This window comes from Variovorax sp. 10N432, assembly GCF_056394465.1.
Genome location: NZ_JBFTHX010000063.1, coordinates 1 through 22,300, shown reverse-complemented (window position 1 = coordinate 22,300; position 22,300 = coordinate 1). Strand labels below are relative to the sequence as shown.

Annotated in this window: 26 protein-coding genes; 14 read left to right on the top strand and 12 right to left on the bottom strand. The window is 65.7% G+C overall.

Annotated elements, in window-relative coordinates:
* From AC1DF3_RS34780 to AC1DF3_RS34770, 3 genes are all read right to left on the bottom strand, one after another.
* A partial coding sequence (locus AC1DF3_RS34780; RefSeq protein WP_478142499.1) for a sigma-54-dependent transcriptional regulator occupies positions 1 to 728 on the bottom strand: 728 nt, incomplete at its 3' end.
* On the bottom strand, positions 713 to 1,096 hold the full coding sequence (locus AC1DF3_RS34775) for a hypothetical protein (RefSeq protein ID WP_478142498.1): 384 nt from the start codon (positions 1,094 to 1,096) through the stop codon (positions 713 to 715). The genes AC1DF3_RS34775 and AC1DF3_RS34780, both read right to left, overlap by 16 nt.
* Positions 1,097 to 1,195: 99 nt before the next feature.
* Positions 1,196 to 1,447, bottom strand: a complete 252-nt coding sequence (locus tag AC1DF3_RS34770; protein WP_286536862.1) for a hypothetical protein — start codon at positions 1,445 to 1,447, stop codon at positions 1,196 to 1,198.
* 69 nt (positions 1,448 to 1,516) lie between these two features.
* On the opposite strand from AC1DF3_RS34770, the gene AC1DF3_RS34765 reads away from it, so the two are divergent.
* Complete coding sequence (locus tag AC1DF3_RS34765) at positions 1,517 to 2,038, top strand: hypothetical protein (protein ID WP_286536863.1); 522 nt, start codon at positions 1,517 to 1,519, stop codon at positions 2,036 to 2,038.
* A 69-nt stretch (positions 2,039 to 2,107) separates the two neighbouring features.
* Here the strand turns inward: AC1DF3_RS34765 and AC1DF3_RS34760 are convergent, their stop codons facing one another.
* From AC1DF3_RS34760 to AC1DF3_RS34735, 6 genes are all read right to left on the bottom strand, one after another.
* Entirely contained in the window at positions 2,108 to 2,509 is a 402-nt protein-coding gene (locus tag AC1DF3_RS34760; RefSeq protein WP_478142497.1) for an Hsp20/alpha crystallin family protein, read from the bottom strand.
* A 13-nt stretch (positions 2,510 to 2,522) separates the two neighbouring features.
* Positions 2,523 to 2,960, bottom strand: a complete 438-nt coding sequence (locus AC1DF3_RS34755) for an Hsp20/alpha crystallin family protein (protein WP_286536865.1) — start codon at positions 2,958 to 2,960, stop codon at positions 2,523 to 2,525.
* A 100-nt stretch (positions 2,961 to 3,060) separates the two neighbouring features.
* Positions 3,061 to 4,338, bottom strand: coding sequence for a toll/interleukin-1 receptor domain-containing protein (locus AC1DF3_RS34750; protein ID WP_286536866.1), 1,278 nt, complete (start codon positions 4,336 to 4,338; stop codon positions 3,061 to 3,063).
* Positions 4,339 to 4,347: 9 nt separating this feature from the next.
* Positions 4,348 to 4,665, bottom strand: a complete 318-nt coding sequence (locus tag AC1DF3_RS34745) for a hypothetical protein (RefSeq protein WP_478142496.1) — start codon at positions 4,663 to 4,665, stop codon at positions 4,348 to 4,350.
* Positions 4,628 to 4,870, bottom strand: coding sequence for a hypothetical protein (locus AC1DF3_RS34740; RefSeq protein WP_286536868.1), 243 nt, complete (start codon positions 4,868 to 4,870; stop codon positions 4,628 to 4,630). The genes AC1DF3_RS34745 and AC1DF3_RS34740 overlap by 38 nt, the downstream gene beginning before the upstream one ends.
* A gap of 149 nt (positions 4,871 to 5,019) precedes the next feature.
* Complete coding sequence (locus AC1DF3_RS34735) at positions 5,020 to 5,874, bottom strand: fasciclin domain-containing protein (RefSeq protein WP_353506732.1); 855 nt, start codon at positions 5,872 to 5,874, stop codon at positions 5,020 to 5,022.
* 307 nt (positions 5,875 to 6,181) lie between these two features.
* Between AC1DF3_RS34735 and AC1DF3_RS34730 the strand changes: the two genes are divergently transcribed.
* The 5 genes from AC1DF3_RS34730 (at position 6,182) to AC1DF3_RS34710 (ending at position 11,947) form a co-directional block, all read left to right on the top strand.
* Positions 6,182 to 6,934, top strand: a complete 753-nt coding sequence (locus AC1DF3_RS34730) for an ABC transporter substrate-binding protein (RefSeq protein ID WP_286536870.1) — start codon at positions 6,182 to 6,184, stop codon at positions 6,932 to 6,934.
* A 21-nt stretch (positions 6,935 to 6,955) separates the two neighbouring features.
* A complete protein-coding gene (locus AC1DF3_RS34725) occupies positions 6,956 to 7,618 on the top strand; it encodes a MarC family protein (RefSeq protein ID WP_286536871.1) in 663 nt (220 codons plus the stop codon).
* A 330-nt stretch (positions 7,619 to 7,948) separates the two neighbouring features.
* Positions 7,949 to 8,662: a protein-L-isoaspartate(D-aspartate) O-methyltransferase gene (locus AC1DF3_RS34720; protein ID WP_353506733.1), complete on the top strand. Its 714-nt coding sequence runs from the start codon at positions 7,949 to 7,951 to the stop codon at positions 8,660 to 8,662.
* 13 nt (positions 8,663 to 8,675) lie between these two features.
* Positions 8,676 to 11,147 (top strand): spermine/spermidine synthase domain-containing protein, encoded by a 2,472-nt coding sequence (locus AC1DF3_RS34715; protein WP_478142495.1) that lies wholly within the window; start codon positions 8,676 to 8,678, stop codon positions 11,145 to 11,147.
* Complete coding sequence (locus AC1DF3_RS34710) at positions 11,144 to 11,947, top strand: alpha/beta hydrolase (RefSeq protein ID WP_478142494.1); 804 nt, start codon at positions 11,144 to 11,146, stop codon at positions 11,945 to 11,947. Before AC1DF3_RS34715 ends, AC1DF3_RS34710 begins: the two co-directional genes overlap by 4 nt.
* Before the next feature lie 43 nt (positions 11,948 to 11,990).
* Here AC1DF3_RS34710 and AC1DF3_RS34705 read toward each other — a convergent pair whose 3' ends face one another.
* Positions 11,991 to 12,866 carry an ion transporter gene (locus tag AC1DF3_RS34705; protein WP_478142493.1) on the bottom strand — a complete coding sequence of 292 codons (876 nt, stop codon included), beginning with the start codon at positions 12,864 to 12,866 and terminating at the stop codon, positions 11,991 to 11,993.
* An 89-nt stretch (positions 12,867 to 12,955) separates the two neighbouring features.
* Between AC1DF3_RS34705 and AC1DF3_RS34700 the strand changes: the two genes are divergently transcribed.
* Positions 12,956 to 13,456 carry a GNAT family N-acetyltransferase gene (locus AC1DF3_RS34700; protein ID WP_478142492.1) on the top strand — a complete coding sequence of 167 codons (501 nt, stop codon included), beginning with the start codon at positions 12,956 to 12,958 and terminating at the stop codon, positions 13,454 to 13,456.
* Between the two features lie 24 nt (positions 13,457 to 13,480).
* Here AC1DF3_RS34700 and AC1DF3_RS34695 read toward each other — a convergent pair whose 3' ends face one another.
* The gene (locus AC1DF3_RS34695) at positions 13,481 to 14,170 is read right to left on the bottom strand and encodes a hypothetical protein (protein WP_286536877.1); all 690 of its coding nucleotides are present in this window, start codon (positions 14,168 to 14,170) and stop codon (positions 13,481 to 13,483) included.
* Positions 14,171 to 15,326: 1,156 nt separating this feature from the next.
* Here AC1DF3_RS34695 and AC1DF3_RS34690 point away from each other — a divergent pair.
* On the top strand, positions 15,327 to 16,316 hold the full coding sequence (locus AC1DF3_RS34690) for a Bug family tripartite tricarboxylate transporter substrate binding protein (RefSeq protein WP_286536878.1): 990 nt from the start codon (positions 15,327 to 15,329) through the stop codon (positions 16,314 to 16,316).
* Positions 16,317 to 16,333: 17 nt separating this feature from the next.
* Positions 16,334 to 17,317, top strand: coding sequence for a D-2-hydroxyacid dehydrogenase family protein (locus AC1DF3_RS34685; protein WP_301811330.1), 984 nt, complete (start codon positions 16,334 to 16,336; stop codon positions 17,315 to 17,317).
* 80 nt (positions 17,318 to 17,397) lie between these two features.
* Here AC1DF3_RS34685 and AC1DF3_RS34680 read toward each other — a convergent pair whose 3' ends face one another.
* Positions 17,398 to 17,871, bottom strand: coding sequence for an Lrp/AsnC family transcriptional regulator (locus AC1DF3_RS34680; RefSeq protein WP_286526708.1), 474 nt, complete (start codon positions 17,869 to 17,871; stop codon positions 17,398 to 17,400).
* Positions 17,872 to 18,074: 203 nt separating this feature from the next.
* Here AC1DF3_RS34680 and AC1DF3_RS34675 point away from each other — a divergent pair, with 203 nt between their 5' ends.
* From AC1DF3_RS34675 to AC1DF3_RS34655, 5 genes are all read left to right on the top strand, one after another.
* Positions 18,075 to 19,049 carry an ABC transporter substrate-binding protein gene (locus AC1DF3_RS34675; protein ID WP_478142491.1) on the top strand — a complete coding sequence of 325 codons (975 nt, stop codon included), beginning with the start codon at positions 18,075 to 18,077 and terminating at the stop codon, positions 19,047 to 19,049.
* 15 nt (positions 19,050 to 19,064) lie between these two features.
* Entirely contained in the window at positions 19,065 to 19,994 is a 930-nt protein-coding gene (locus tag AC1DF3_RS34670; protein ID WP_286536881.1) for an ABC transporter permease, read from the top strand.
* A complete protein-coding gene (locus AC1DF3_RS34665; RefSeq protein WP_286536882.1) occupies positions 19,994 to 20,788 on the top strand; it encodes an ABC transporter ATP-binding protein in 795 nt (264 codons plus the stop codon). The genes AC1DF3_RS34670 and AC1DF3_RS34665 overlap by 1 nt, the downstream gene beginning before the upstream one ends.
* A 24-nt stretch (positions 20,789 to 20,812) precedes the next feature.
* Positions 20,813 to 22,039: a Glu/Leu/Phe/Val dehydrogenase dimerization domain-containing protein gene (locus tag AC1DF3_RS34660; protein ID WP_286536883.1), complete on the top strand. Its 1,227-nt coding sequence runs from the start codon at positions 20,813 to 20,815 to the stop codon at positions 22,037 to 22,039.
* A 51-nt stretch (positions 22,040 to 22,090) separates the two neighbouring features.
* Positions 22,091 to 22,300: VOC family protein (locus AC1DF3_RS34655; RefSeq protein ID WP_478142490.1), on the top strand; the 210-nt coding region annotated here is incomplete at its 3' end.

Genomic DNA, 22,300 nt, shown 5'->3' with positions numbered 1-22,300 from the left:
GTGAGCTCGTCGAGGAACAGCGTGCCGCCGCGGGCACGCTCGAAGAAGCCGTGATGCTGGCGGTCGGCGCCGGTGAAGCTGCCGCGCTCGTGGCCGAAGATCTCGCTCTCGATCAGGTTCGGCGACAACGCGCCGCAATTGACCGCGAGAAAGGGCAGTTCCCGGCGCCGGCTCAGGTCGTGCACGGCGCGGGCCACCAACTCCTTGCCAGTGCCGCTCTCGCCATGGACGAAGACGGTCACGGCAGTGCCCGCGACGCGCGCGACCTGCTGGAACACTCTCTGCATCGACAGCGAGGCGCCGATCAGCGCCCCGAAGCGGCCGGTCTCGCGCCACTCCTGATTCATCTGCTCGACCTGAGCCCGGAGCCGGGACGGACGAATCAGGCGCGCCAGCAGGCCCTTCAGGTGGTCGGGGTTGATCGGCTTGACCAGGTAGTCGGCAGCCCCCAGTTGCAAGGCCCGGATGGAGGTCTCCAGGGTCGCATGGCCGGTCATGAGGACGATCTCGGTGTCGGAGAGCAACTCGCCGCTCTCGAACATCTCGAGTCCGCTGCCGTCGGGCAGGTGCAGGTCCAGCAGCATGAGGTCCGGCTGCTGGGCCGCGAGCAGGCGACGGGCCGCGTCCAGGGAAGGCGCGACCGACACCGTGTGGCGCTCGCGCGCGATCAGGCTGCCCAGCATGCGGGCCGCGTCCTCGTCGTCTTCCACGATCAGCGCGTGTCCCATGGGATCTGCTTCGCCCCCGCCGGGGCGTGTCGCGCCGCCGGGTGCAGTTCGAGCGCCAGGTCGTGCAGGTCATCCGCCAGGCCGGTCAGGCGCGCCAGTTGCCGCGAGAACAGGCCCAACGCTTCGGCCCGCAGGGCGGCGTCGTCGGGCGCGGCCTCGAGCAGGCTGACGGCGCTCATCAAGGTGCCCACGGGGGTGCGCAGGTCATGGTCGAACCGGGCCAGCCGCGCGGCCGCGTCGGCGAGTTGCGCGCGCGACCTCTCGCGCAGCGCCTCGGCGGTTTCGCGCGGGCCGGAACGGGGTCGCGAAAGACCCATGCCGAGCAACGCGACCGCAACGACCGCGCCAAGAAGATAACGATGCTTCATGAGGGCGTCCCCTGCGGGGGGACTGCAGAGTGTGCGCCGTCCCGCCGCGCTTGGCGACAGGGATCTGCCCACCCGCGCCCGGCACCACCGCCCCGGGACTCAATGCGCGCCGCGAAGATCGGGCGGACAAGCCGCCGAATTCCCCACATGCCGCGAATAGAGTTCGTCCACCGTCCTCATCCAGACTTCGACTGCTGTCTGCAATTCGACATCGGCGTCTATTTCTTCTTGCGGCAGCGGAATTCCTTCTTCCACGTATTTGTCGCTGAAAGGCATTCGCCGCATCGGGTATTTGGGGATTCGTACATCGGCCATTCGCAGGACAGCCTCTTTGCGGTAGGTGGTCAGCATGCTTGTCTCCACTGTCATTTGAGAAAATACTAACCGAACAAGAGCGCGGATTTCCAGCACTGAATTGCGATGGACCCGGGCCACGGGGGCTTTGCGGCAATCTGTGCTGCAGTTTTTTCCAGCGCCCGGCAATCGCTGCCGGACAGCGGTCCGAATTCAATTGCCGCTGTCGTTTCATTGACTGTCGACCAACGGCCGACGGGCCCCATGCCGTCCGCGACCTTCAACCCTTCGAACCATCGAAAGAGGGCTGACAACGGCGAGTCGAGACGCTATATTTTTCAGCCGAAGGGGAGAGGGCAGGGCTCTTTGTTGGAGGTCATGGCGATGTCGTCCGACGCTGCAGTTCATCGGTTCGAATACGACGGTTGGTTTGTGGTGGTTGAGTTGGACGGGTCCACTTCGGAAGGCGTGTCCTCGGGGCACGCCGATCTTCAATGGAAGGACGGGCACCGATGTCGGATTGCCCTCGCCGGGAAGTACGCCGATCGGGCGAGTGCCATCGCGGCGCTCGCCCAGAGATCGCGCGCCTTCATCGACGACTGGGACATCCGGCGAGCGGAGCGCGCTTCACCCTTCATCGATCAGTAGCGCGGACCCACTGCCCAGCCATGCGGGCGAGCGGATCTGCATCGCAGACCGCGCTCGCCCTCGCGGCGCTCAGTTCACCTGCACGTTGATCCGCCTCGGCTGTGCGTGCTCGGCCTTGGGAATGCGCAACTTGAGCACCCCCTGCGCGAGTTCCGCCGAGATCTTCTCCGTGTCGAGTTCCTTGCTGAGCGTGAAGGTCCGGTGGAACCGGCCCAGGCCGACCTCGGTATGGCTCGATTGCAGCCCCTCGGGGACGGACAGGTCGATCTCGCCTTCGATCGTCAGCAGGTCGGACTCGACGTTCAGGTGCAGCTTGTCGCGCGGCACGCCAGGCAGGTCGGCGTAGAGCGTGATGCCCGAGCTGTCTTCGATCACGTCCACGGGCGGCGTCAGGGTCGCGTCGGCGAAGCGTCGTTCGTCCGTGCGGGCCGGAACGCTGGAAGATTCGCTGGTTTTCTGGATGTCGTTCATGGTCGTTCTCCTTTCACTGGACGGCGATGCGCCGCGGCAGGGCCGAGGCCCGGCGCTGGACAGTGACATGCACGACGCCATCCCGCGCCTTGGCTTGCACGGAATCGGGGTCAGCGTCGTCGGGCAGGCTCAGCACGCGGCGAAAGGCACCGTCGAAGCGTTCGTTGATGTGCAGCGTCTCCTTGGCCCCGGGAGACGGCTCGGCGCTCTTGCGCTCGCCGGCGATGGTGAGGATGCCGCGGTCGAGATGAATCTCGAGCGTTGCGGGATCCACCCCAGGGGCCAGGGCGTAGATCTCGACCGTCTTGGCCGTGCTGCCGACGTTGAGGGCGGGAAAGCCGCTGCGGCCGAAGCCGCGGATCGTGGGAGAGGGATCGAAGGCCTGCTGCATCTCGCGGTGCAGGCGATCCATCTCCGCGAACATGTCGCGAGGGAACAGGGATCGGTACATGGCGAAAACCTCCATTCAGGGTTGAACGGCGCGCCGGAGGCGTCTCCAGCGCTTCCGGTACCGAAACTAGGTGCTCCCCGACCAACTTCAAGAGGGGCGCTCAGATCTCCGCGTTGAGGATCCGGCGGCGGAATGGACGCACCAGCCGGTGCAGCACGCCGACCTGTTCGGCGGTGTCCGCGTAGCCGAGCAACTGGCCTGCCGCGCGCAGCATGAAAGGCGGGTTTCTCGCCTTGCCGTGGGAGATGAGGCGGACGTTGGTGCCCGCAGCCAGCGCCATGCCGGCCTCGATGCAGCTGTTGACGTTGTCGTCCGTGATGTCGGCCATGACCAGGAACGCGTTGCAGATCTTCGCCATGATCGCCGCGTGCAGCGACTCGCTCTGGATCTCGTTGCCAATGACGACGGGCATGCCGCCGACCTGCTCGACCAGGCGTCGCATCGCGCCGCCCGCCGCCGCCGCAGGCGAATCGAGGTCCAGCGCCCAGAAGATGTACTGCGGCGCCGGTGGGGTCACCCAATCGTCCCAGAGCCCGGCGAGCGCGGCGGTGACGGCCTCCGGGCAGGCGGTCGCATCGGTATTCATCCGCAGCCAGTGGCTGTCCGGCCCGTCGCCGCGCGACACCCTCGGATCCGCAACGACGATCGAAGGCAGGCCCAGCGACGCCGCGATGTCCATCTCGCGCAGGAAGTACTTGTAGGGGCCCGAGTCCCGGCGGACCTCGCCCGGGTCCTGCCGGTACGGGACGATGCCCACGAAGGCGCCGCAACTCGCGATGATCCGCTCGACCCGGTCGCCTTCGCCGAAGCCCTGCTGGTCCTTGGCGTCACCGACCAGCCGCAGGCCCTGCGCCACCAGTTCAGAGCACACCGCCGCGGCGCTGGACTTGTCGGCAGCCTGCCAGGAACAGCTGACGTACACGTCCCGGGCGCCGGCCGGACTCGGCAGCTTGGCGGAGGGATAGAGCGCGGAGATCAGGGCGAGCGCCATCGGCGCATCGAGGTCCGGCTGGGTGGCATCGATCCAGGTGATGCCCCGCATGAAGTTCTTCACATCGGCGTTCGCGAGGCGAAGCGCGACGACGCGGAATCCCTCGACGTTCGCGCGCTCGTCCATGGCACAGTTGTATTCGGCGGTGACCCAGCCTTTGTTGAGCGACTCCTCGGAGGCGACCAGCAGGATCCCGCGGCAACGCCCGATGGCGAGTCCCAGGTCCGTCGCCAGCAAGGAACCACCCGGCAGCTGGACCTCGTCGTGCCAGACCTTGAGCCCCGCATGCTCGGTCAGCCATCGGTACAACTGCCGGACAAAGACCTGGTCCTTGTGGGCGTAGCTCAGGAAGACATCGAAATCGCGCTTGTTCAGTGGAAGCGACATGAGCGGCCCCTACAACCCAAGCCGCTCGATCGCCGCGTAGACCGCGCGCACGGTGCTGCGGTCGAGCTCCTTGGCCAGTTCCGAAAGTTCGCCATACGGGACCATGAGTTCATCGCCGCGCTCGTCCTTGCGGGACGTCACCCCCTGGGAACGCTTGGTTTCCATCCAGGCGGAATGGACTTCCGCGGCGACGAGTTCGATGTCCGGCAGTTTCATTCCGTGGCCCGCTTCGCGCGCCAGTTTGCCTGACTTCGAGGCCAGCGCAAGCGCACGGATGCGGGCTGAACGGCTAACAGTTGTGAAGATGCCCGCCGTGCAGCGCCACATGCCGCACGTAGTTTCGCCATGCTTCCTGGGCTGCGCGGGCGCTGGCTTTCGCCGTTTCGATGGTCTGGTCGGGGGACGCGACATCGTCGTATTTCAGGAACACCCTCAAGGCTTCATCGGCTGCCTGCTTCGCCCGTCTCGCCGCAGCATCCGCCTTCATCGCCGTCGCCCTGAGTTGGGCAGCATCGTCGCCAAGCGCTTCCATATGCACCTCCATGTACGAATTAGGTTCTCATTACATGTAACGCACTGTACGTGTGTCGCAAATTGTGAGAAGACCACGGAAGAGATAGGCGGGACGGAATACGCGGGCAGCGCGGCCGACGCCGCCACGTGCCGAGGTGCAGGCGCCGGTCAGCTCGGCAGCAGCACCTTGTCGATGACGTGCACGACGCCATTGGTATTGAAGACGTCGGTGGCCACGATCCCGCTGCTGCGACCGCGCTGATCGATGACCTGGAGGCTGCCGTTGATGACGAGCGTCTGCCCTTGCACGGTGGCGACGGGCGTGTTGAGTGGAATCTCGGCCTTCAGCACGCGAGCCGGCAGCACGTGGTAGGTGAGCACCTTGGCCAGCAGCGCGGTATCCGCAAGCAGCGCATCCTTCGTCAGGCCAAGTTCGGCCAGCAGTGCGACGAAGGCGTTGTTGGTCGGCGCGAAGACCGTGTAGGGCCCCGGACCCTTGAGCGTCTCGACGAGGCCCGCGGCCACCACGGCCTCGACCAGTATGCTGAGGCTGGGCGTCGCCTGCGCCGTCTGCACGATGTCCTGGTTGGCCGGCAGCAGCACCCGATCGACCGTGTGCATGACACCGTTCAGTGCCGCGCCATCGGTGCTGATCACGTTGGTCACACGATTGCGGCCGTCGGTGACCTTCAAGGCGGAACCCTCGGCCTCGATCTTGAAGAAGCCACCGGCCAGAGGCACGATGGCTTTGCCGAGGGGGATGTCCGACTTGCGCACCGTGCCGGACAGCACGTGGTACTTCAGCACCGCGGTGAGCAGAGGCTTGTTGGCAAGCAGGGCGTCCTTGGTCAGGCCGAGCTCCCTCAAGAGCGCCGTGAAGGCATCGTTGGTTGGCGCGAAGACCGTGTAGGGCCCAGACCCCTGGAGCGTGGCATTCAGGTCTGCGGCATTGACCGCCTCGACGAAGACGCTGAGTTCAGGCTTGCCCTGYGCCGACTGAACCACGTTCGGAACGAGAGGCACGAATCCCCCGCCACCCCCTCCACCGCAAGCTGGAAGCAAAGCGGTCGCGCCTAGCGCAGCGACCGAGAGGACCAAGCGACGGCGTGGCAGCACAGACTTCATGGCATGGACTCCTTCTGGGGTTGATCGAACTGACCGCGGTGAACACTGACGCCGTGCTGTTACGGGAGGGGATGCCGACGTGGATCACACGCGGCGCGGCAGGGCGTGTAACAGTTCGCAGCGCCGTGAGCGGCCGCGGAAAGCTGGAGAATCCCACCCATGCGAGCAATGCGAGCAACCATCCTCAAGACCTGAACCCGCCGCCATGACCATCGACTCCTCCATCGTCAAAGCATTCACTCCGAAGGGCGTTCTGCGCGCCTCGATCAACCTCGGAAATCCGATCCTCGCGAACGCGGACAAGACGACCGGAGCGCCGGGCGGCGTCTCGATCGATCTGGCCCGCGCTTTTGCCGAGCGATTGGGGGTCGGGCTCGAACTGGTGATATTCGACGCTGCCGGCAAGTCGGTCGAAGCCGTTGCCAATGAGCAGGCCGACATCGGCTTCTTCGCCATCGATCCCGTGCGCGGCGCCCAGATCGCGTTCACCGAGGCCTATGTGCTGATCGAAGGCAGCTATCTCGTTCGCGAGGGTTCGCCATTGCGGCAGAACGAGGAAGTCGATCGCGAAGGACTGCGGGTGACGGTGGGCAAGGGCAGTGCCTATGACCTTTTCCTGACGCGCGAACTCAAGAACGCCAGCATCGTGCGGGCGCCGACTTCGCCCACCGTCGTGCAGACATTCCTGGAACAGAACCTGGATGTGGCGGCCGGCGTCAAGCAGCAACTGGAAGCGGACAGCCGCGCGCAGAAGGGCTTGCGGCTGTTGCCGGGCCGCTTCATGGTGATCCGGCAGGCGATGGGAACGCCCAAGAGCCGAGGCGCAGCGGCGGCTCGGGAACTCAGTCTCTTCGTGGAAGAGATGAAGACCTCGGGCTTCGTGGCCGATGCGCTGCGCCGGCATCACATCGAAGGCGCATCGGTGGCGCCGGTCACCGGTGAAGTGGCCTCGCGCTGACTCGGGAGCTCGACACCTCCCATGGCTGCCGACCTCCAATTCCTCGTCCATCTGGTTTTCATCAGCGCCGTTGCGCTTTTCCCGGTGGTCAATCCGGTCGGCACCGCCTTCGTGGTCATGCCCTATCTGTCCAGCCTCGACGACGCGGGCAAGCGACGCGCGGTGCGCCTCATCACGCTCTACGCGTTCTGCGTGTGCACGATCACACTCCTGGTCGGGCACTGGATCCTCAGCCTCTTCGGGCTGTCCATCCCGGTGGTGCAACTGGCGGGCGGAATCATCATCTGCCGTTCCGGATGGGAGCTGCTGGGCGCGGGGGTTGCGCGGCGCGATGCAAGCGGCGGCGACGTGGCGCCCGCCCAGCAGCGGGACATCGAGGACCAGTTGTTCTTTCCGCTGACGTTTCCGCTCACCACGGGCGCGGGAACCATCTCGGTGCTGCTCACCTTGAGTGCGCATGGCGCGAACGCCGATCTCGGGCGGCAATTGCTGAACATGGGTGCGATCGAGGCCGCGGTCGTCCTCATGTGCGCGCTGGTCTATGTCTTCTACCTGAACACGCAGCGCATCCAGCGCTACCTCGGCGCTCGGGGCGAAGTGATCTTCAATCGCCTGATCGCTTTTTTCATTTTCTGTGTCGGCCTTCAGATCGCCTCGTCGGGCGTGAAGGCGCTGTTCCAGTGAGCCCCGCTGGCATGGCACGTCGATGGACTGGACAGTAGCGTCAGCTGGGGGGCTGTGATCGCGGTCACCGGCGCCGTCCGGGGATGGTCTGCCCCTATGGCGTCGGAATCCCAAGCTCCCATAATTTCTGCAGCCCGGACCTTGGCGCCCGGGCCGACACGCGGACTTCAACTCTGTTCGGAGGACATATGTCCAGACGCATGACCTGGCCACCACGCGACGTCGACCCGCTGCACTTCGCGGTGAACTGAGCCGCGGGCGCCCCGGCCGGCAGTGCGGCCCGGCGCCTCGAACCGGACAAGCGCGATGATCACGCCGAAGGTCCGTGCCATGGCTGCGGCGCTTCTCCTGGCGGCGGCAGGAGCCCAGGTCGCGGGCGCCGCGGATTTCGCCGCCGAGCGCCGGCGGATGACGCAGGAGATCGAGGCGCTGGCGCGCCAGACCGGCGCCGAGACCGGCCGGCCGGCCTTCGACACCCGCGTGATGACGGCCATGGACACGGTGCCGCGGCACGAGTTCGTGCCCGCGGAGCAGATCGACGTCGCGTATGCGAACCGGCCGGTGCCGATCGGCCATGGGCAGACCATCTCGCAGCCCTACATCGTGGCCCTCATGACGGACCTGGCCAAGGCCGAGCCCGGCCACAAGGTGCTCGAGGTGGGAACCGGCTCGGGCTACCAGGCGGCGGTGATGGCGCAGTTGGCCCGCGAGGTCTACAGCATCGAGATCGTCGAGCCGCTCGGACAGCAGGCGATGCTGCGCCTTCGGCGACTGGGCTACGGCAATGTCCAGGTGCGACTGGGCGACGGCTACCACGGCTGGGAGGAACATGCGCCTTTCGACGCCATCCTCGTGACCGCCGCGGCCAGCCACGTCCCGCCGCCGCTGATCCGCCAGCTCAAGCCCGGGGGGCGGATGGTGATCCCGCTGGGCGCGGCGTTCATGGTGCAGCAACTGATGCTGATCGAGAAGAAGCCGGACGGAACGGTGACGACGCGCCAGATCCTGCCGGTGGCCTTCGTTCCGCTCACCGGCGGGCGCTGAGCCCGGAACGTCGATGGCCGCCGCGCCGCTGATCGCCGTGGCCCTGGTGTCGGCGGCGGCGCTGGCCTACGAGATCCTGCTGATGCGGCTGTTCTCGGTCATCCTGTGGCATCACTTCGCCTACATGATCATCAGCCTCGCGCTGCTCGGCTGGGGGGCCAGCGGCGCGCTGCTGACCCTCGCTCAAGCCGCCGTGCGGAAGCACTTCGCGCCGCTCTTCTGCGCCGCCGCCTCGGGCTTCGGGCTCGGTGCGATCGCCTGCTTCATGCTGGCGCAGCGGGTACCGTTCAATCCGCTGGAGATGTTCTGGGACCCGCGCCAGCCGGGATGGCTGCTGGCGGTCTACCTGCTGCTCCTGCTGCCCTTCCTGTGCGCCGGCGCCTGCGTCTGCATGACCCTGTCGCGCTTTCGCGGCCAGGTGTCGCGCATCTACAGCGTCGACATCCTCGGCGCCGGCGCGGGGAGCCTGGGCATCGTGGCGCTGCTGTTCGTGCTGTCGCCGGCCGACGCGCTGCAACTGATCGGCGCGCTCGGCTGCGTCGCGGCGGCAGTCGGCTGGATCGAATGCGGCGGTCGCCGGCGCTGGCCGGCGCTGGCGCTGCTGGCGCTGGCGGGCGTGCCCTTGGTGCTGCCCTCGGAATGGATGGCGCCCGCGATGTCGCCCTACAAGGAGCTGTCGCAGACCCTGCGAATTCCGGGCGCGCGGGTGGTGGCGCAGCGATCGAGCCCCCTGGGCCTCGTCAGCGTGGTCGAGAGCCCGCGCATCCCGCTGCGCCATGCACCGGGCCTGAGCCTCACCGCATCGACCGAGCCGCCGCCGCAATGGGGCGTGTTCACCGATGGCGAGGGGCTCAATGCATTGACCCGTTTCGACGGCCGGCGCGGCACCCTGGCCCATCTGGACCAGATCAGCTCGGCGTTGCCCTATCACCTGCTTCGCGCGCCGCACGTGCTGGTGCTGGGCGCCGGCGCCGGGCAGGACGTGCTGCAGGCGCACTATCACGGCGCGCGCCGCATCGATGCGGTGGAGCTGAACCCGCAGATCGTCGAGCTGGTGCAGGGCCCGTTCGCGGCTGCCGCGGGGGGCGTCTACGGGCCGATGGCGCATGTCCACGTGGCCGAGGCGCGCGGCTTCATCGCGGCCAGCCGCGAGCGCTATGACCTGATCCAGGTCGCTCTGCTCGATTCCTTCAGTGCGTCGTCGGCCGGTCTCTACGCACTGGCCGAGAACTATCTCTATACGGTCGAGGCCTTGCAGGACGACCTGCGCCACCTGCAGCCCGGCGGCCTGCTCGCAGTCACGCGCTGGGTCACGCTGCCTGCGCGCGATGCACTCAAGCTTTTCGCCGCTGCGGTGGTGGCGCTCGAGCGATCGGGCGTCGGCGACCCCGCTTCCCGGCTGGCATTGATACGAAGCTGGAAGACCGCCACGCTGCTGGTCAAGAACGGCGCGCTGACCCCGGAGGACATCGCGGCCGTCAAGGCCTTCTGCGTCGCGCGCTCCTTCGACCTGGCCTTCTACCCCGGCATGCGGCAGGGCGAAGCGAATCGTTTCAACGTGGTCGAGGGGCCGGACCTGTTCGACGGGGCGCAGGCGCTGCTCGGTCCGGAGCGCGGCGAATTCATGGGGCGCTACAAGTTCCACATCGAGCCAGCCACCGACGACAAGCCGCACTTCTTCCACTTCTTCAAGTGGCGGTCGCTACCCGAACTGCTGGCCTTGAAGGAGCAGGGCGGCCTGCCGCTGATCGAATGGGGCTACCCGGTGCTCGTCGCCACGCTGGTCCAGGCGCTGGTCGCGAGCCTGCTGCTGATCGGGCTGCCGCTGGCATGGGTCGCGCGTTCCGGCGCGCTGCGCGGAGTGAGCGCAACGCCCGGCGTGTCGCGCGGACGCGGGCTGGTCTACTTCCTCGCGATCGGCTTCGGCTTCATGTTCATCGAGATCGCGTTCATCCAGAAGTTCGTGCTGTTCCTGAGCCATCCGCTGTACGCGATCGCCGTCGTGCTGTTCGCGTTCCTGCTCTTCGCCGGTATCGGCAGCGGCGTGTCGGCTCGGCTCGAGGGATGCCCGGTGCTGGCGGTGGCGGCCGGCATCGCGATGTCGGCGGCGCTCTGCCTGCTCGTGCTGCCTTGGCTCTTCAAGCACGCGATGGGCTTGCCGGATGCGGCGCGGATCCTGATCGCGGTGACCCTCATCGCCCCGCTGGCCTTCTTCATGGGCATGCCTTTCCCGCTGGGCCTGGCCCGGGTGGAAGCGGCCGAAGCCCGGCTCGTTCCCTGGGCCTGGGGCATCAACGGCTGCGCCTCGGTCACGGCCGCGGTGCTGGCCACGCTGCTCGCGATCCACATCGGCTTCACCGCCGTGGTCGTCGCGGCGCTGCTGCTGTATGGCGTGGCGGCCGCGGCGCTTCCCGGCGGGCTTGACAGCGCATCGGCTTCGCCGAAGGATGATCGATCGTCGAAGCGCCTTGACCCAAGAGGATGAAACCTGCCGCGATCATGCTTTGGCTCGTCACTGCCTGCGCGATGGCGCTGGCAGCACCCGCCATGTTCCAGGACCGCCTGCTCTACCACCCCGCCCGCGCGCCGGCCGCCGAGATGGCGTCCGCCGGCCTCGTCGCCTGGCCGGCGGAGGGCGAATTCCGTGGCCTCGTGGCCGAGCCACCAGGCCCTGCGCGCGGGACGGCGATCGTCTTCCACGGCAATGCCGGACACGCCGGGCATCGCGGCTACTACGCCGCGATGCTCACCCGCCTCGGGTTGCGCGTCATCCTGGCCGAGTACCCGGCCTACGGTCCGCGCGACGGCGCGCTGGGCGAGCGCAGCCTGGTCGATGACGCTGCGCAGACCATCGCGCTGGCGCATCGGCTGCACGGCTCGCCCCTGCTGCTCATCGGCGAGTCCCTCGGTGCTGGCGTGGCCGCCGCGGCGGCCGCGAGTCAACGCGAGCAGGTCGCGGCCCTGATGCTGATCACGCCCTGGGACAGGCTCGAACAGGTCGCGGCTCACCACTATCCGTGGCTGCCGGTCGGCTGGCTGCTGCGCGACCGCTACGACAGCGTCGTTCACCTCGCGCAGATCGGCCRCCCCGTGCTGGTGGCCGTCGCAGAGCGAGACCGCATCATTCCGGCCCGTTTTGGCACGGCGTTGTACGAGACGCTGCCCGGACCCAAGCGGCTCGAGGTGGTCCGCGCCGCCGACCACAACGACTGGATCCGCTACGTCGACGATGCCTGGTGGCGCAGCGCATTGGGCTTCCTGCTCGGCGAGCCTGCTTCGCGCTGATGGACCGGGGTCAGGCCAGCAGGGCGGGGTTGGGAAGGGCCATCTAGTCGTTCTGCCAGGGCGGCAGCGGCGCACCACAATCGCTGCAGAATCGCGCCGTTGGCGAGTGCCCCTCGCTCAGGCATTCGTGGCAGGTACGGGTGGTGGGTTCGTGCGCCGTGCGCATTGCCGTGAACTCCGCGCTCACGATGCCGGTGGGCACCGCCAGGGTGCCCCACCCGAGCAGCATCATCAGAGAGGCGATCATGCGGCCGAGATCGGTCTTCGGCGTGATATCGCCGAAGCCGACTGTCGTCATCGTAGTGATCGCCCAGTACACGCCGACCGGGATGCTCGTGTACCCGTGGGCGGGCCCTTCGACCACGTACATCAGCGTACCCATGATCAGGACGACCAGCATCACGAAGGCCATGAAGACCAGGATCTTTCGCCGGGACGCGGCCAGCGCGCGGCCGAGCGCACCGAACTCATGGACATACTCGGTCAGCTTCAGGATCCGGAACAGGCGCAGCAATCGCAGCACCCGAACGTCGATCAGCGCGTGCAGGCCCGGCACGAAGGCGGCAAGGTATGTCGGGAGCACGGCGAGCAGATCAATGACGCCGAACACGCTGCGCGCGTACCGCAGCGGACGTTGGACGCATGCGAGGCGGGCGGCATATTCCAGCGTGAAAGCCAGCGTGAAGATCCATTCCAGCGCTCCGAACAGCGCTTGGTATCTGGCATGCACCGAGGCGATGCTGTCGAGGATCACCACCGCGACGCTGGCGAGGATGACTGCGATCAGCGCCAGGTCGAACCATCGTCCGGCCCGCGTGTCGGCCTCGAAGATGACCGTGTACACCTTCAGCCGCAACCCCGCCGCGGGGCGCCCATAAGGTTGCGCATCCCTTGCGCGCGAGGCGGGACTGGTCGTCATGGAAGAGATCGTACGCGAAGCTCCAGTAGCGCCCGGGACCGTCGGCGAGCAGGCAAGTCAATCCACCTTCGTTGAGGTATCGTCGCGCGGTGACCTTACTGAATGTTCGCCACTTGCGGGCTGACGAAGCCGATCTGCACCGACAGCTTCGGCTCGAAGCGTTGAGGGAATCGCCACGCGCCTTCGGCGACACACTGGAATCGCTCGAGCGCAAGGACGCTGACTATTGGAATGCTCTGACGCAGCGCGTGTGCTCGGTGGACGCGATGGTTGTCGCGCTCGACGTCGAACGCCCGATCGGAATGATCTACGGATTGCAGGATCGTCAGATTCGCCAGGGGGCAAGGCTGGGTGGTGTCTGGGTCGATGCGCAATACCGGCGGCGCGGCGCGGGAACTTTGTTGGTGCACAACGTCATTGGCTGGGCGCAATCACAAGCTTTTGTCATGGCCCGCCTTTGGGTTGGACACGACGAGGAGGCTGCGATCGCCCTGTACGAGCGCTGCGGCTTCGTCTTTACCGGGGTGGCGCGGGCGCTGGAAGAGAGGCCCTCGATAGTGGTCCGCGAGATGCGGCGCGCCTTGGCATGACTGCCGACGCCAGAACGTCCTTCGCTATTTCAATGAAACTTGTACGACATTCAGCACATACGAAATGCTTAGGTCGAAGCCATTGCCGTTACTCGCAGTGATCTGCAACATATGGCTCCCTAGGCTCAGATTGTCAATCTTTGCGTAGTAACCATCATCGACGGATGGCGAAAAGATTCCAGGTCGCTGACCCTTGGGGCGAACCTTCCTGCAGAAATCGACGAAGATGTTCTTCGCTGGCAATGCGGTAACAAATGGCACCGACTTGACTCTGGAAATGCTTCCAGCAGCAACGCCATCAACTGTAACCGTCTTGATCGTGATTCCATTGATAAATCCGGCGTTGTTCATTCGCATTGTATCGACATCCAAGGTCACGCTTGAATCTTGCCCGCAGTCGCCCGGTGTATTCACTTGCACACTGTTAACGACTGGGAAAAAGAGGGTGGTGCCTTGCGGAATGCTGCAGGTACGACTGGCGGCGCCACCAAACGTCCCGGCGAGAAACCAAATTGACCCGCGCTGGCCCACCATGCAATCGTCACCGCTGATGTCGAGGTTGGGATTGTCTTTTTCCGGGATGGAGAGCAACCACTGCCACCACTGCGCACTCAACTCGTCAAGTGGCACAGCATCAGCCCTGCCGATAGCGGGCACAATCAACGCCGATGCGACTATGAGCGCTTGACCTGCATCTCTTAGCTTCTTATTCACGGTGAACTCCTGTCAGGTTGGATTGAACGACTCGACAATGAAGCCGCAAGTGAGGCAAAGAACGCTACCTTGAATGAACTCGTTTGGCGCTGACTGGCGGCGGAGATTAGGCCGAGGCTTGGCCACTGTCAATGAATTAATTAACTGTGCTGAGAAGAGGGCTGTTATCTCTCAGAAAGAAAGTGACTCGAAGGAATTTTTATTCCGTAACTCGAGGGTGACAGTGCACCGATGTAGCGCCAAAAAAGAATGAAATTCGTAACTATTGGGTGACACGGGAGAAACGTACTGGCGTCCTTGCACTATTCGCTGTAATGTCAAGTAAAGGACAGGTAGTTGAATCCGAAAGCGGGACCAGCATGTCGCTCAAAGCTCTAATCTCGGTCGCATTCGCGGCACTTGCCGTGACGGTACTGCCGGCAGCAGGTGCCACCTTTCGTATGCAGCAGGACGCGGCCCGCGTGAGTACCGGCAACGCGTCGGTCGTGTCGAGCGAGCGCCCGAACGACGCCCTGATGACGACGCGTACCGAGGGTGACGCAGACTTTGGGGGGGCGGTATACACCCCATTCGCTGAGGCCGCCGCGAAGCCAGTGCGCCGAGACAATCGGATGAGCGGGGACCAGAACGCTGAGAGAGCCGACCTGACTCTCAGTACGCTCACCGTACTGGCTGCAGTCGGGGCGCTCATCTACCTGGTGCGTCGGGCTTGGTCTGCCTGGTAGTCCATCCGCGCACTGGGCAATGCAAAGTCGCGGGCAGGTTGCCTGCAGAGGACCTACAGGCCCTCGCAAAAGAAGGAAGCCTGCTACCAAAGTGATAGCAGGCTTTCTCTGTGCTGCCTGGTAGGCCGTGTAGGGCTTGAACCTGCGACCAACGGATTCAGAGTCCGTCAGTGTTGCGCGTTCGTTTTTTCCGGCGCAGCGGTCCGCCCGAACCTCGTCTGATGTGGCGCTGCAGAGCCGCCGGCAGGCTGCTGGTCCGACGCGGCCCTTGAGAGACCCTGCACGAGAACTCGGTCCGTCTCCCTTCGAAGCGCGCCCGTCAATTCCATGCAATGGAATGAGCCGGATGCGGCCGGTGCACCCCAGACCTAGACTGACGCGTCGAGTCAAAAGATGTTCGCACGCAGCGATGCACCCCCAAGGAGACCCTCATGCCCCCCACTCCCGCCCCGTCCCGGCGTCACTTCAACGCCATGGGAGGCGCACTCGCGCTCATGGCACTTGCCCCGCGCGCCTGGGCCGACGCCTTCCCATCGAAGCAGGTCCGCATCGTCGTGCCGTTCTCGCCCGGCGGCCCGACCGACCTCATGGCGCGCGCGATCGGCAAGATCATGTCGGCGCACCTGGGCCAGCCCGTGATCATCGACAACAAGCCCGGTGGTGGCGGCGTCATCGGCATGAGCGAGGTGAAACACCAGCCGGCCGATGGCTACACGCTGGTCTTTCCGTCGATCCTGGCGGTCACCAATCCGGCGCTGATGCCCGGCTACCCCTTCGACACCCTGCGCGATTTCTCGCCGTTGACCGTGGTGGGTTTTGTGCCCCACGCCGTGGTGGTGCGCACCGATTTCCCCGCGCCTGATCTGCAGGCACTGGTAGCGAGCGCGAAGGCCAGACCAGACGGTCTGTCGTACGGCTCGTCCGGCAACGGCACCTCGGCGCACCTGGGCGCGGCGCTGTTCGCGCAGCGTGCCGGCATCCGCGCAACGCACGTGCCCTACCGGGGCGCCGGCCCCGCGGTGCAGGACCTCCTGGGCGGGCAGATCCAGTTCATGTTTCTCGACATGAGCAGCGCCCTGCCGTTCATTCAGGCCGGCAAGCTGCGCGCACTCGCCGTCGCGACGGCCACGCGCTTCGACGGACTCCCCGCCGTGCGAACCGTGGCCGAGCAGGGCTATCCCGGCTTCGAGGTGCATGGCTGGTACGGCCTGCTGCTCAAGGCCGGCACGCCGGCGGCTGTGACGCAGCGCCTCTACGCCGAAGTCAAGCGCGCCCTCGACACGAAGGAAGTGCGCGATCTCTTCAAGGCCCAGGGCATCGCTCCCGGCGGCATGCCGCCCGAGGAGTTCACGACGCTCGTGCGCAACGACCTGGCGATGTGGAAGCGCACGGTCGAAGAGCTTCACATCACGCTGCAATGAAAAAGGAGCGCTCTCACATGCACATCGCGATCCCTGATGACTACCAGGACTGCGTCCGCGGCCTGGACTGCTTCTCGAAACTCGATGCACACGAGGCGCGCATCTTCAACGACACGGTCAAGGGCACCGACGCGCTGGCCGAGCGTTTCGCCGATGCCGACGCCATCGTGCTGACGCGCGAACGCACGCGCATCGATGCGGCGCTGCTCGACCGCCTGCCGAAGCTCCGACTGATCAGCCAGACCGGCAAGCTCGCGGGCCACGTCGACGTGGCGGCCTGCACGGCGCGCGGCGTGCTCGTGGCCGAAGGCAGCGGCGCAGGGTCCGCCACTGCGGAACTGAGCTGGGCGCTCGCGCTCGCGAGCCGGCGCCATCTGGTCGACGAGGCCAACCGCATGCGCCAGGGGCTCTGGCAGGGGCACGTCGGCCAGCAGCTCGGTGGACAGCGCCTGGGCGTCTGGAGCTACGGACGCATCGGCCGCCAGGTGGCCGCCTACGGCCGGGTGTTCGGCATGAAGGTCTGGGTCTGGGGCCGCGAGGCATCGACCGACGCGGCGCGCGCCGACGGCTTCGAGGTAGCACCGTCGCGCAAAGCCTTCTTCGCCGAAAGCGACGTGATCAGCCTGCATGTGCGGCTCACCGCGGACACCCACGGACTGATCACGGCCGACGACCTCGCCCGGATGAAGCGCACGGCGCTGCTGGTCAACACCAGCCGCGCGGAGCTGGTCGCCGAGGGCGCCCTCGAGCAGGCGTTGCGCGCGGGCCGTCCCGGGTTCGCGGCGATCGACGTCTACGAACAGGAGCCCGTCATGGCACGGGATCATCCGCTGCTCGCATTGCCCAACGTGCTGTGCACACCTCACATCGGGTACGTCGAGAAGGACAACTACGAGCGCTATTTCGGCATCGCCTTTGACAACATCAATGCGTTTGCCGAAGGGAGGCTCGTGGATGTCGTCAATCCTGAGGCGCTGGAGGCCTCGCGCCGCAGGGCCTGAGCGCACCGGACTCCCGTTTCTCGCCCCAGAACCCGTTGACTATCGTTCTCCGAGCGCGCTGTTTCGCCGAGGCGTCGCCGTCATTCAGGTAGCGGCAGGGCACTCGTGCACTTGAATTCGTCCAGGCAGACGCTGGAACGCACGCCGTCGACGCCCGGCAGCCGCATCAACTTGTCGATCAGGAACCGCGACAGCCCCTTGAGGTCGCGCGCGATGACCTTCATGACGAAGTCGTAGTCGCCGGTGATCGAGTAGCACTCGAGCACCTCCGGCATGTCGATGACCACGTTGGTGAATTTCGACAGGTCGCGGATATGCCCTTTTTCCATGGCCACGAGGATGAAGGCCACAACATGCAGGTCAAGCCGCGCTGGGGCCAGGCGCGTTTCATACCGTGCGATGAATCCCGCTTCCTCCAGTCGGCGGTGGCGGCGATGGCATTGGGCGGGCGAGAGGCCCGCAGCCTCGGCAAGCTCCAGGTTGGACGCGCGCCCGTGCTCCTGCAGGAAGGCCAGGATCTTGCGGTCGGTACGGTCGAAATCGGGGTCGTACAAGATCGTCTCCTTTTTTGTGATCAACGAGAAATTATGTTGCTTGTCCGAGGGTTCGCCCCAGCCCGCGATGAAAACAGATTGTTCGTGCGGAAGTTCACACTTCTTCCCCTAGAAGACAGCCGCAGACGGTGATCAAACAGGTTCCCGGTCGAAGCAGTCTTCGAAATTGAACCATGCCGACTATTTCTCACAAGGACATCAACGTGCAACATTCTTTCTTGCGCTCCTCCCTGGCCCTGATCGCCACCGCCATCGCTTCAGCCGCGGCCACGCCCAGTTTTGCTGTCGAGAAGTCGGTCGCGGTCACAGCGATCGTCGAGCACAAGGCGCTCGACGCCGTGCGCGACGGCGTCAGGGACGAGCTGAAGTCGGCCGGCTTCGAAGCCGGCAAGAACCTCAAGTACGAATACCAGAGCGCGCAGGGCAACACCGGCACGGCCGCGCAGATCGCCCGCAAATATGTGGGCGAGCGGCCCGACGTCATCGTCGCCATCGCGACGCCTTCGGCGCAGGCCGTGGTCGCGGCGAGCAAGGACATCCCGATCGTCTACAGCGCGGTGACCGACCCCGTCGCGGCCAAGCTGGTCAAGGGCTGGGAGGCCTCGGGCACCAACGTGACGGGCGTGTCCGATCTCTCTCCGCTGGCCAAGCACCTCGAGCTGATCAAGCGGGTCGTTCCCAACGCGAAGCGCGTCGGCGTGATCTACAGCCCGGGCGAGGCCAATTCGGTGGCGATCATCGAGGCGCTGAAGAAGGCCGTGCCGGCCGCCGGCATGACGCTGGTGGAGGGCGCCGCGGCGCGAACCGTCGACGTGGCGAGTGCGGCGCAGAGCCTGGTCGGCAAGGTCGATGTCATCTACGCGCCCACCGACAACAACGTGATGTCGGCATTCGAGGGCATCGTCAAGGTGGCCCAGCAGGCGAAGATCCCCGTGGTCGCGGCGGACACCGACGCGGTCAAGCGCGGCGCCGTCGCGGCGCTGGGCCTGAACTACTACGACATCGGCCACCAGACCGGCAAGATCGTGGTTCGCATCCTCCAGGGCCAGGCGGCGGGCACGATCGCCTCGCAGACCAGCAACACCTTCGAACTGCACGTCAATCCGGGCGCTGCGCTGAAGCAGGGCGTGACGCTGCCGGACGAGCTCGTCAAGTCCGCGCAAGTGGTGATCAAGTAAACCGGCATCGCCAACATGTCGCTCATTGCTTCACTGGGTGCCATCGAGATCGGTCTGATATTCGGACTGGTCGCGCTGGGCGTCTTCCTCTCGTTCCGCATCATCAATTTCCCCGACCTAACGGTCGACGGCAGCTTCCCGCTCGGCGGTGCTGTTGCCGCGGCGCTGATTGTCGCGGGCTGGAACCCGTTTGCCGCCACTGCGGCGGCCATCGTCGCCGGCGCGCTGTCGGGCTATCTCACCGCGTGGCTCAACGTGCGGCTGCGCATCATGCAGCTGCTCGCCAGCATCCTGGTGATGATCGCGCTCTATTCGGTCAACCTGCGCGTGATGGGCAAGCCCAACATTGCGCTGATCGACGAGCCCACGGTGTTCAGCCTGCTCGAATTCGGCGGTCTGCCGGACTACCTCCTCAAGCCGCTGGTGCTGCTTGCGGTCGTGGTCGCCGCCAAGGTTCTGATCGACCTGTTCTTTGCGTCGGAAGTCGGCCTGGCCATGCGCGCCACAGGTGGCAATCCGCGAATGGCCCGCTCGCAGGGCATCTCGACCGACCGGCTGACGGTCTGGGGCCTGGCGTTGTCCAACGGGCTGGTCGCACTGGCCGGGGCCTTGTTCGTGCAAAGCCAGGGCGGCGCCGACATCTCGATGGGCATCGGCACGATCGTGGTCGGCCTGGCCGCCGTGATCATCGGCGAGACCATCCTGCCGGCGCGCAGCCTGGTCATCACGACGCTGGCTTGCGTCCTCGGGGCCGTGCTCTACCGCTTCTTCATCGCGCTGGCGCTCAACAGCGATTTCATCGGCCTGAAGGCCCAGGACCTGAACCTGGTGACCGCCGTTCTGGTCGCGTTTGCGCTGCTCGTTCCAACCTACAAGCGCAAGTTGGCTGGCCTGTGGCCCGGCGTGCGCGCCAATCCGACGCACGTCGTGAAGGAGGCCAAGTAATGTTGCGCGCCAAAGGCCTTGAAATCACTTTCAACCCCGGCACCCCGATCGAGAACCGGGTGCTGCGCGGGCTGGACCTGAACATCCCCACAGGGCAGTTCGTCACCGTGATCGGCTCCAACGGGGCCGGCAAGTCGACCTTCCTGAACGCAGTGAGCGGCGACCTCGCGGTCGACCGCGGCAGCATCCAGATCGACGACAGCGACGTCACCCGCCGCTCGGCATGGCAGCGCTCGGACCTGGTCGCGCGCGTCTTCCAGGACCCCATGGCCGGCACCTGCGAAGCGCTCACGATCGAGGAGAACATGGCGCTGGCGTGGAAGCGCGGTGCGCGCCGCAGCTTTGGCTTCTCGCTGACGCGCAAACTGCGCGAACTGTTCCGCGAGAAGCTGAGCATCCTCAATCTCGGGCTCGAGAACCGCCTGAGCGACCGCATGGGTTTGCTTTCCGGCGGGCAGCGTCAGGCCGTGAGCCTGTTGATGGCCTCGCTGCAGCCGTCGCGCATCCTGCTGCTCGACGAGCATACGGCCGCGCTCGATCCGAAGACCGCCGCCTTCGTGCTCGAACTCACCGCGAGGATCGTCGAGGCCGGCAAGCTGACGGCCATGATGGTCACGCACAGCATGCGCCAGGCGCTCGACTACGGCACGCGCACGGTGATGTTGCACGAAGGCCGCGTGATCCTCGACGTCAAGGGCGTCGAGCGCGCCGGAATGGACGTGCCCGACCTGCTGCACATGTTCGAGAAGACTCGTGGCGAGAAGCTCGACGACGACAAATTGCTTCTGGCCTGACTCCAGAGAATCTGAAAGACCGAAATGAAAGAACTGCTGAATCGCTTCGAAAACAAGGCGCCTGAGATCGTCTTCGAATGGCACGACGCCGAGACGCCCGCCAAGGGCTGGGTGGTCATCAACTCATTGCGCGGTGGTGCTGCCGGTGGTGGCACGCGCATGCGCCCGGGGCTCGACCGGCGAGAGGTCGAGTCGCTGGCAAAGACCATGGAGGTCAAGTTCAGCGTCTCCGGCCCGGCCATTGGGGGCGCGAAGTCGGGCATTGATTTCGATCCCGCCGATCCGCGCAAGAACGACGTGCTGCGGCGCTGGTACAAGGCGGTGACGCCGCTGCTCAAGACCTACTACGGCACCGGCGGCGACCTGAACGTCGACGAGGTGCATGAGGTGATCCCCATCACGGAGAGCTACGGCTTGTGGCACCCGCAGGAGGGTGTCGTCAACGGCCACTTCGAGCCGAGCGACAGCGAGCGCATCCAGAAGGTCGGGCAGCTGCGCATGGGCGTGGCCAAGGTTGTCGAGGACCCGCACTACACGCCTGACCCCGCCCGCAAGTACCTGGTAGCCGACCTGATCACGGGCTGGGGTGTGGCCGAATCGGTGCTTCACTACTACAGGCTCTACGGCGGCGAGGTCGCGGGCAAGCGCGTCATCGTGCAGGGCTGGGGCAATGTGGGCTCTGCCGCGGCCTACTATCTTGCGCAGGCCGGCGCGCGCGTGGTCGGCATCATCGATCGCGAGGGCGGGCTGCTCAATCCCGACGGCTTCAGCTTCGAACAGCTTCGCACGCTGTTCCTGCAGAAGAAGGGCAACCAATTGGCCGCGAAAGAAATGCTTCCTTTCGACGTCGTCAATCGTGCTGTCTGGTGTGCGGGCGCGGAAATCTTCCTGCCCTGCGCCGGGTCGCGCCTGGTGACGCAGCAGCAGATCGAGCAGTTGGTCAAGGGTGGGCTCGAAGTCGTGTCCAGTGGCGCCAACGTGCCTTTTGCCGATCGCGAGATCTTCTACGGCCCGATCTACGAGCTAGCCGATTCGAAGGTGGCGGTGATTCCCGACTTCATCGCCAATTGCGGGATGGCGCGTGCTTTCGCGTTCCTGATGCAGGACGACGTGGAGATTTCCGACGCGGCGATCTTCGACGACGTCTCGGCCACCGTGGCGTCGGCGCTCGAACGCTGCCATGCGCGCTCCGGCGCCCGCACCGGCATTGCCCGCACCGCGTTCGAGAACGCGCTGACCGAGCTCGTCTGATGCGTGCACGCCGCTCACTCTCATCGTCAATGCAGCCACAGGATCAGTGCCATGCCGGATCTTTTTGAGAACCCCATGGGCCTGATGGGCTTCGAATTCGTCGAGTTCGCCGCGCCGACGCCCGACACGCTGGAGCCCTTCTTCGAGAAGCTCGGCTTCACGCTGGTGGCCAGGCACCGCTCGAAGGACGTGGTGCTCTATCGCCAGGGCGACATCAACTTCATCGTCAACCGCGAACCCAACAGCCCGGCGGCCTACTTC

What these genes read in the sequence shown, in the direction of transcription:
- AC1DF3_RS34775 (WP_478142498.1), bottom strand. Translation starts at nt 1,096, where the DNA reads ATGAAGCATCGTTATCTTCTTGGCGCGGTCGTTGCGGTCGCGTTGCTC.
- AC1DF3_RS34770 (WP_286536862.1), bottom strand. Translation starts at nt 1,447, where the DNA reads ATGCTGACCACCTACCGCAAAGAGGCTGTCCTGCGAATGGCCGATGTA.
- AC1DF3_RS34765 (WP_286536863.1), top strand. Translation starts at nt 1,517, where the DNA reads ATGGACCCGGGCCACGGGGGCTTTGCGGCAATCTGTGCTGCAGTTTTT.
- AC1DF3_RS34760 (WP_478142497.1), bottom strand. Translation starts at nt 2,509, where the DNA reads ATGAACGACATCCAGAAAACCAGCGAATCTTCCAGCGTTCCGGCCCGC.
- AC1DF3_RS34755 (WP_286536865.1), bottom strand. Translation starts at nt 2,960, where the DNA reads ATGTACCGATCCCTGTTCCCTCGCGACATGTTCGCGGAGATGGATCGC.
- AC1DF3_RS34750 (WP_286536866.1), bottom strand. Translation starts at nt 4,338, where the DNA reads ATGTCGCTTCCACTGAACAAGCGCGATTTCGATGTCTTCCTGAGCTAC.
- AC1DF3_RS34745 (WP_478142496.1), bottom strand. Translation starts at nt 4,665, where the DNA reads ATGTGGCGCTGCACGGCGGGCATCTTCACAACTGTTAGCCGTTCAGCC.
- AC1DF3_RS34740 (WP_286536868.1), bottom strand. Translation starts at nt 4,870, where the DNA reads ATGGAAGCGCTTGGCGACGATGCTGCCCAACTCAGGGCGACGGCGATG.
- AC1DF3_RS34730 (WP_286536870.1), top strand. Translation starts at nt 6,182, where the DNA reads ATGACCATCGACTCCTCCATCGTCAAAGCATTCACTCCGAAGGGCGTT.
- AC1DF3_RS34725 (WP_286536871.1), top strand. Translation starts at nt 6,956, where the DNA reads ATGGCTGCCGACCTCCAATTCCTCGTCCATCTGGTTTTCATCAGCGCC.
- AC1DF3_RS34720 (WP_353506733.1), top strand. Translation starts at nt 7,949, where the DNA reads ATGGCTGCGGCGCTTCTCCTGGCGGCGGCAGGAGCCCAGGTCGCGGGC.
- AC1DF3_RS34715 (WP_478142495.1), top strand. Translation starts at nt 8,676, where the DNA reads ATGGCCGCCGCGCCGCTGATCGCCGTGGCCCTGGTGTCGGCGGCGGCG.
- AC1DF3_RS34705 (WP_478142493.1), bottom strand. Translation starts at nt 12,866, where the DNA reads ATGACGACCAGTCCCGCCTCGCGCGCAAGGGATGCGCAACCTTATGGG.
- AC1DF3_RS34690 (WP_286536878.1), top strand. Translation starts at nt 15,327, where the DNA reads ATGCCCCCCACTCCCGCCCCGTCCCGGCGTCACTTCAACGCCATGGGA.
- AC1DF3_RS34685 (WP_301811330.1), top strand. Translation starts at nt 16,334, where the DNA reads ATGCACATCGCGATCCCTGATGACTACCAGGACTGCGTCCGCGGCCTG.
- AC1DF3_RS34670 (WP_286536881.1), top strand. Translation starts at nt 19,065, where the DNA reads ATGTCGCTCATTGCTTCACTGGGTGCCATCGAGATCGGTCTGATATTC.
- AC1DF3_RS34665 (WP_286536882.1), top strand. Translation starts at nt 19,994, where the DNA reads ATGTTGCGCGCCAAAGGCCTTGAAATCACTTTCAACCCCGGCACCCCG.
- AC1DF3_RS34660 (WP_286536883.1), top strand. Translation starts at nt 20,813, where the DNA reads ATGAAAGAACTGCTGAATCGCTTCGAAAACAAGGCGCCTGAGATCGTC.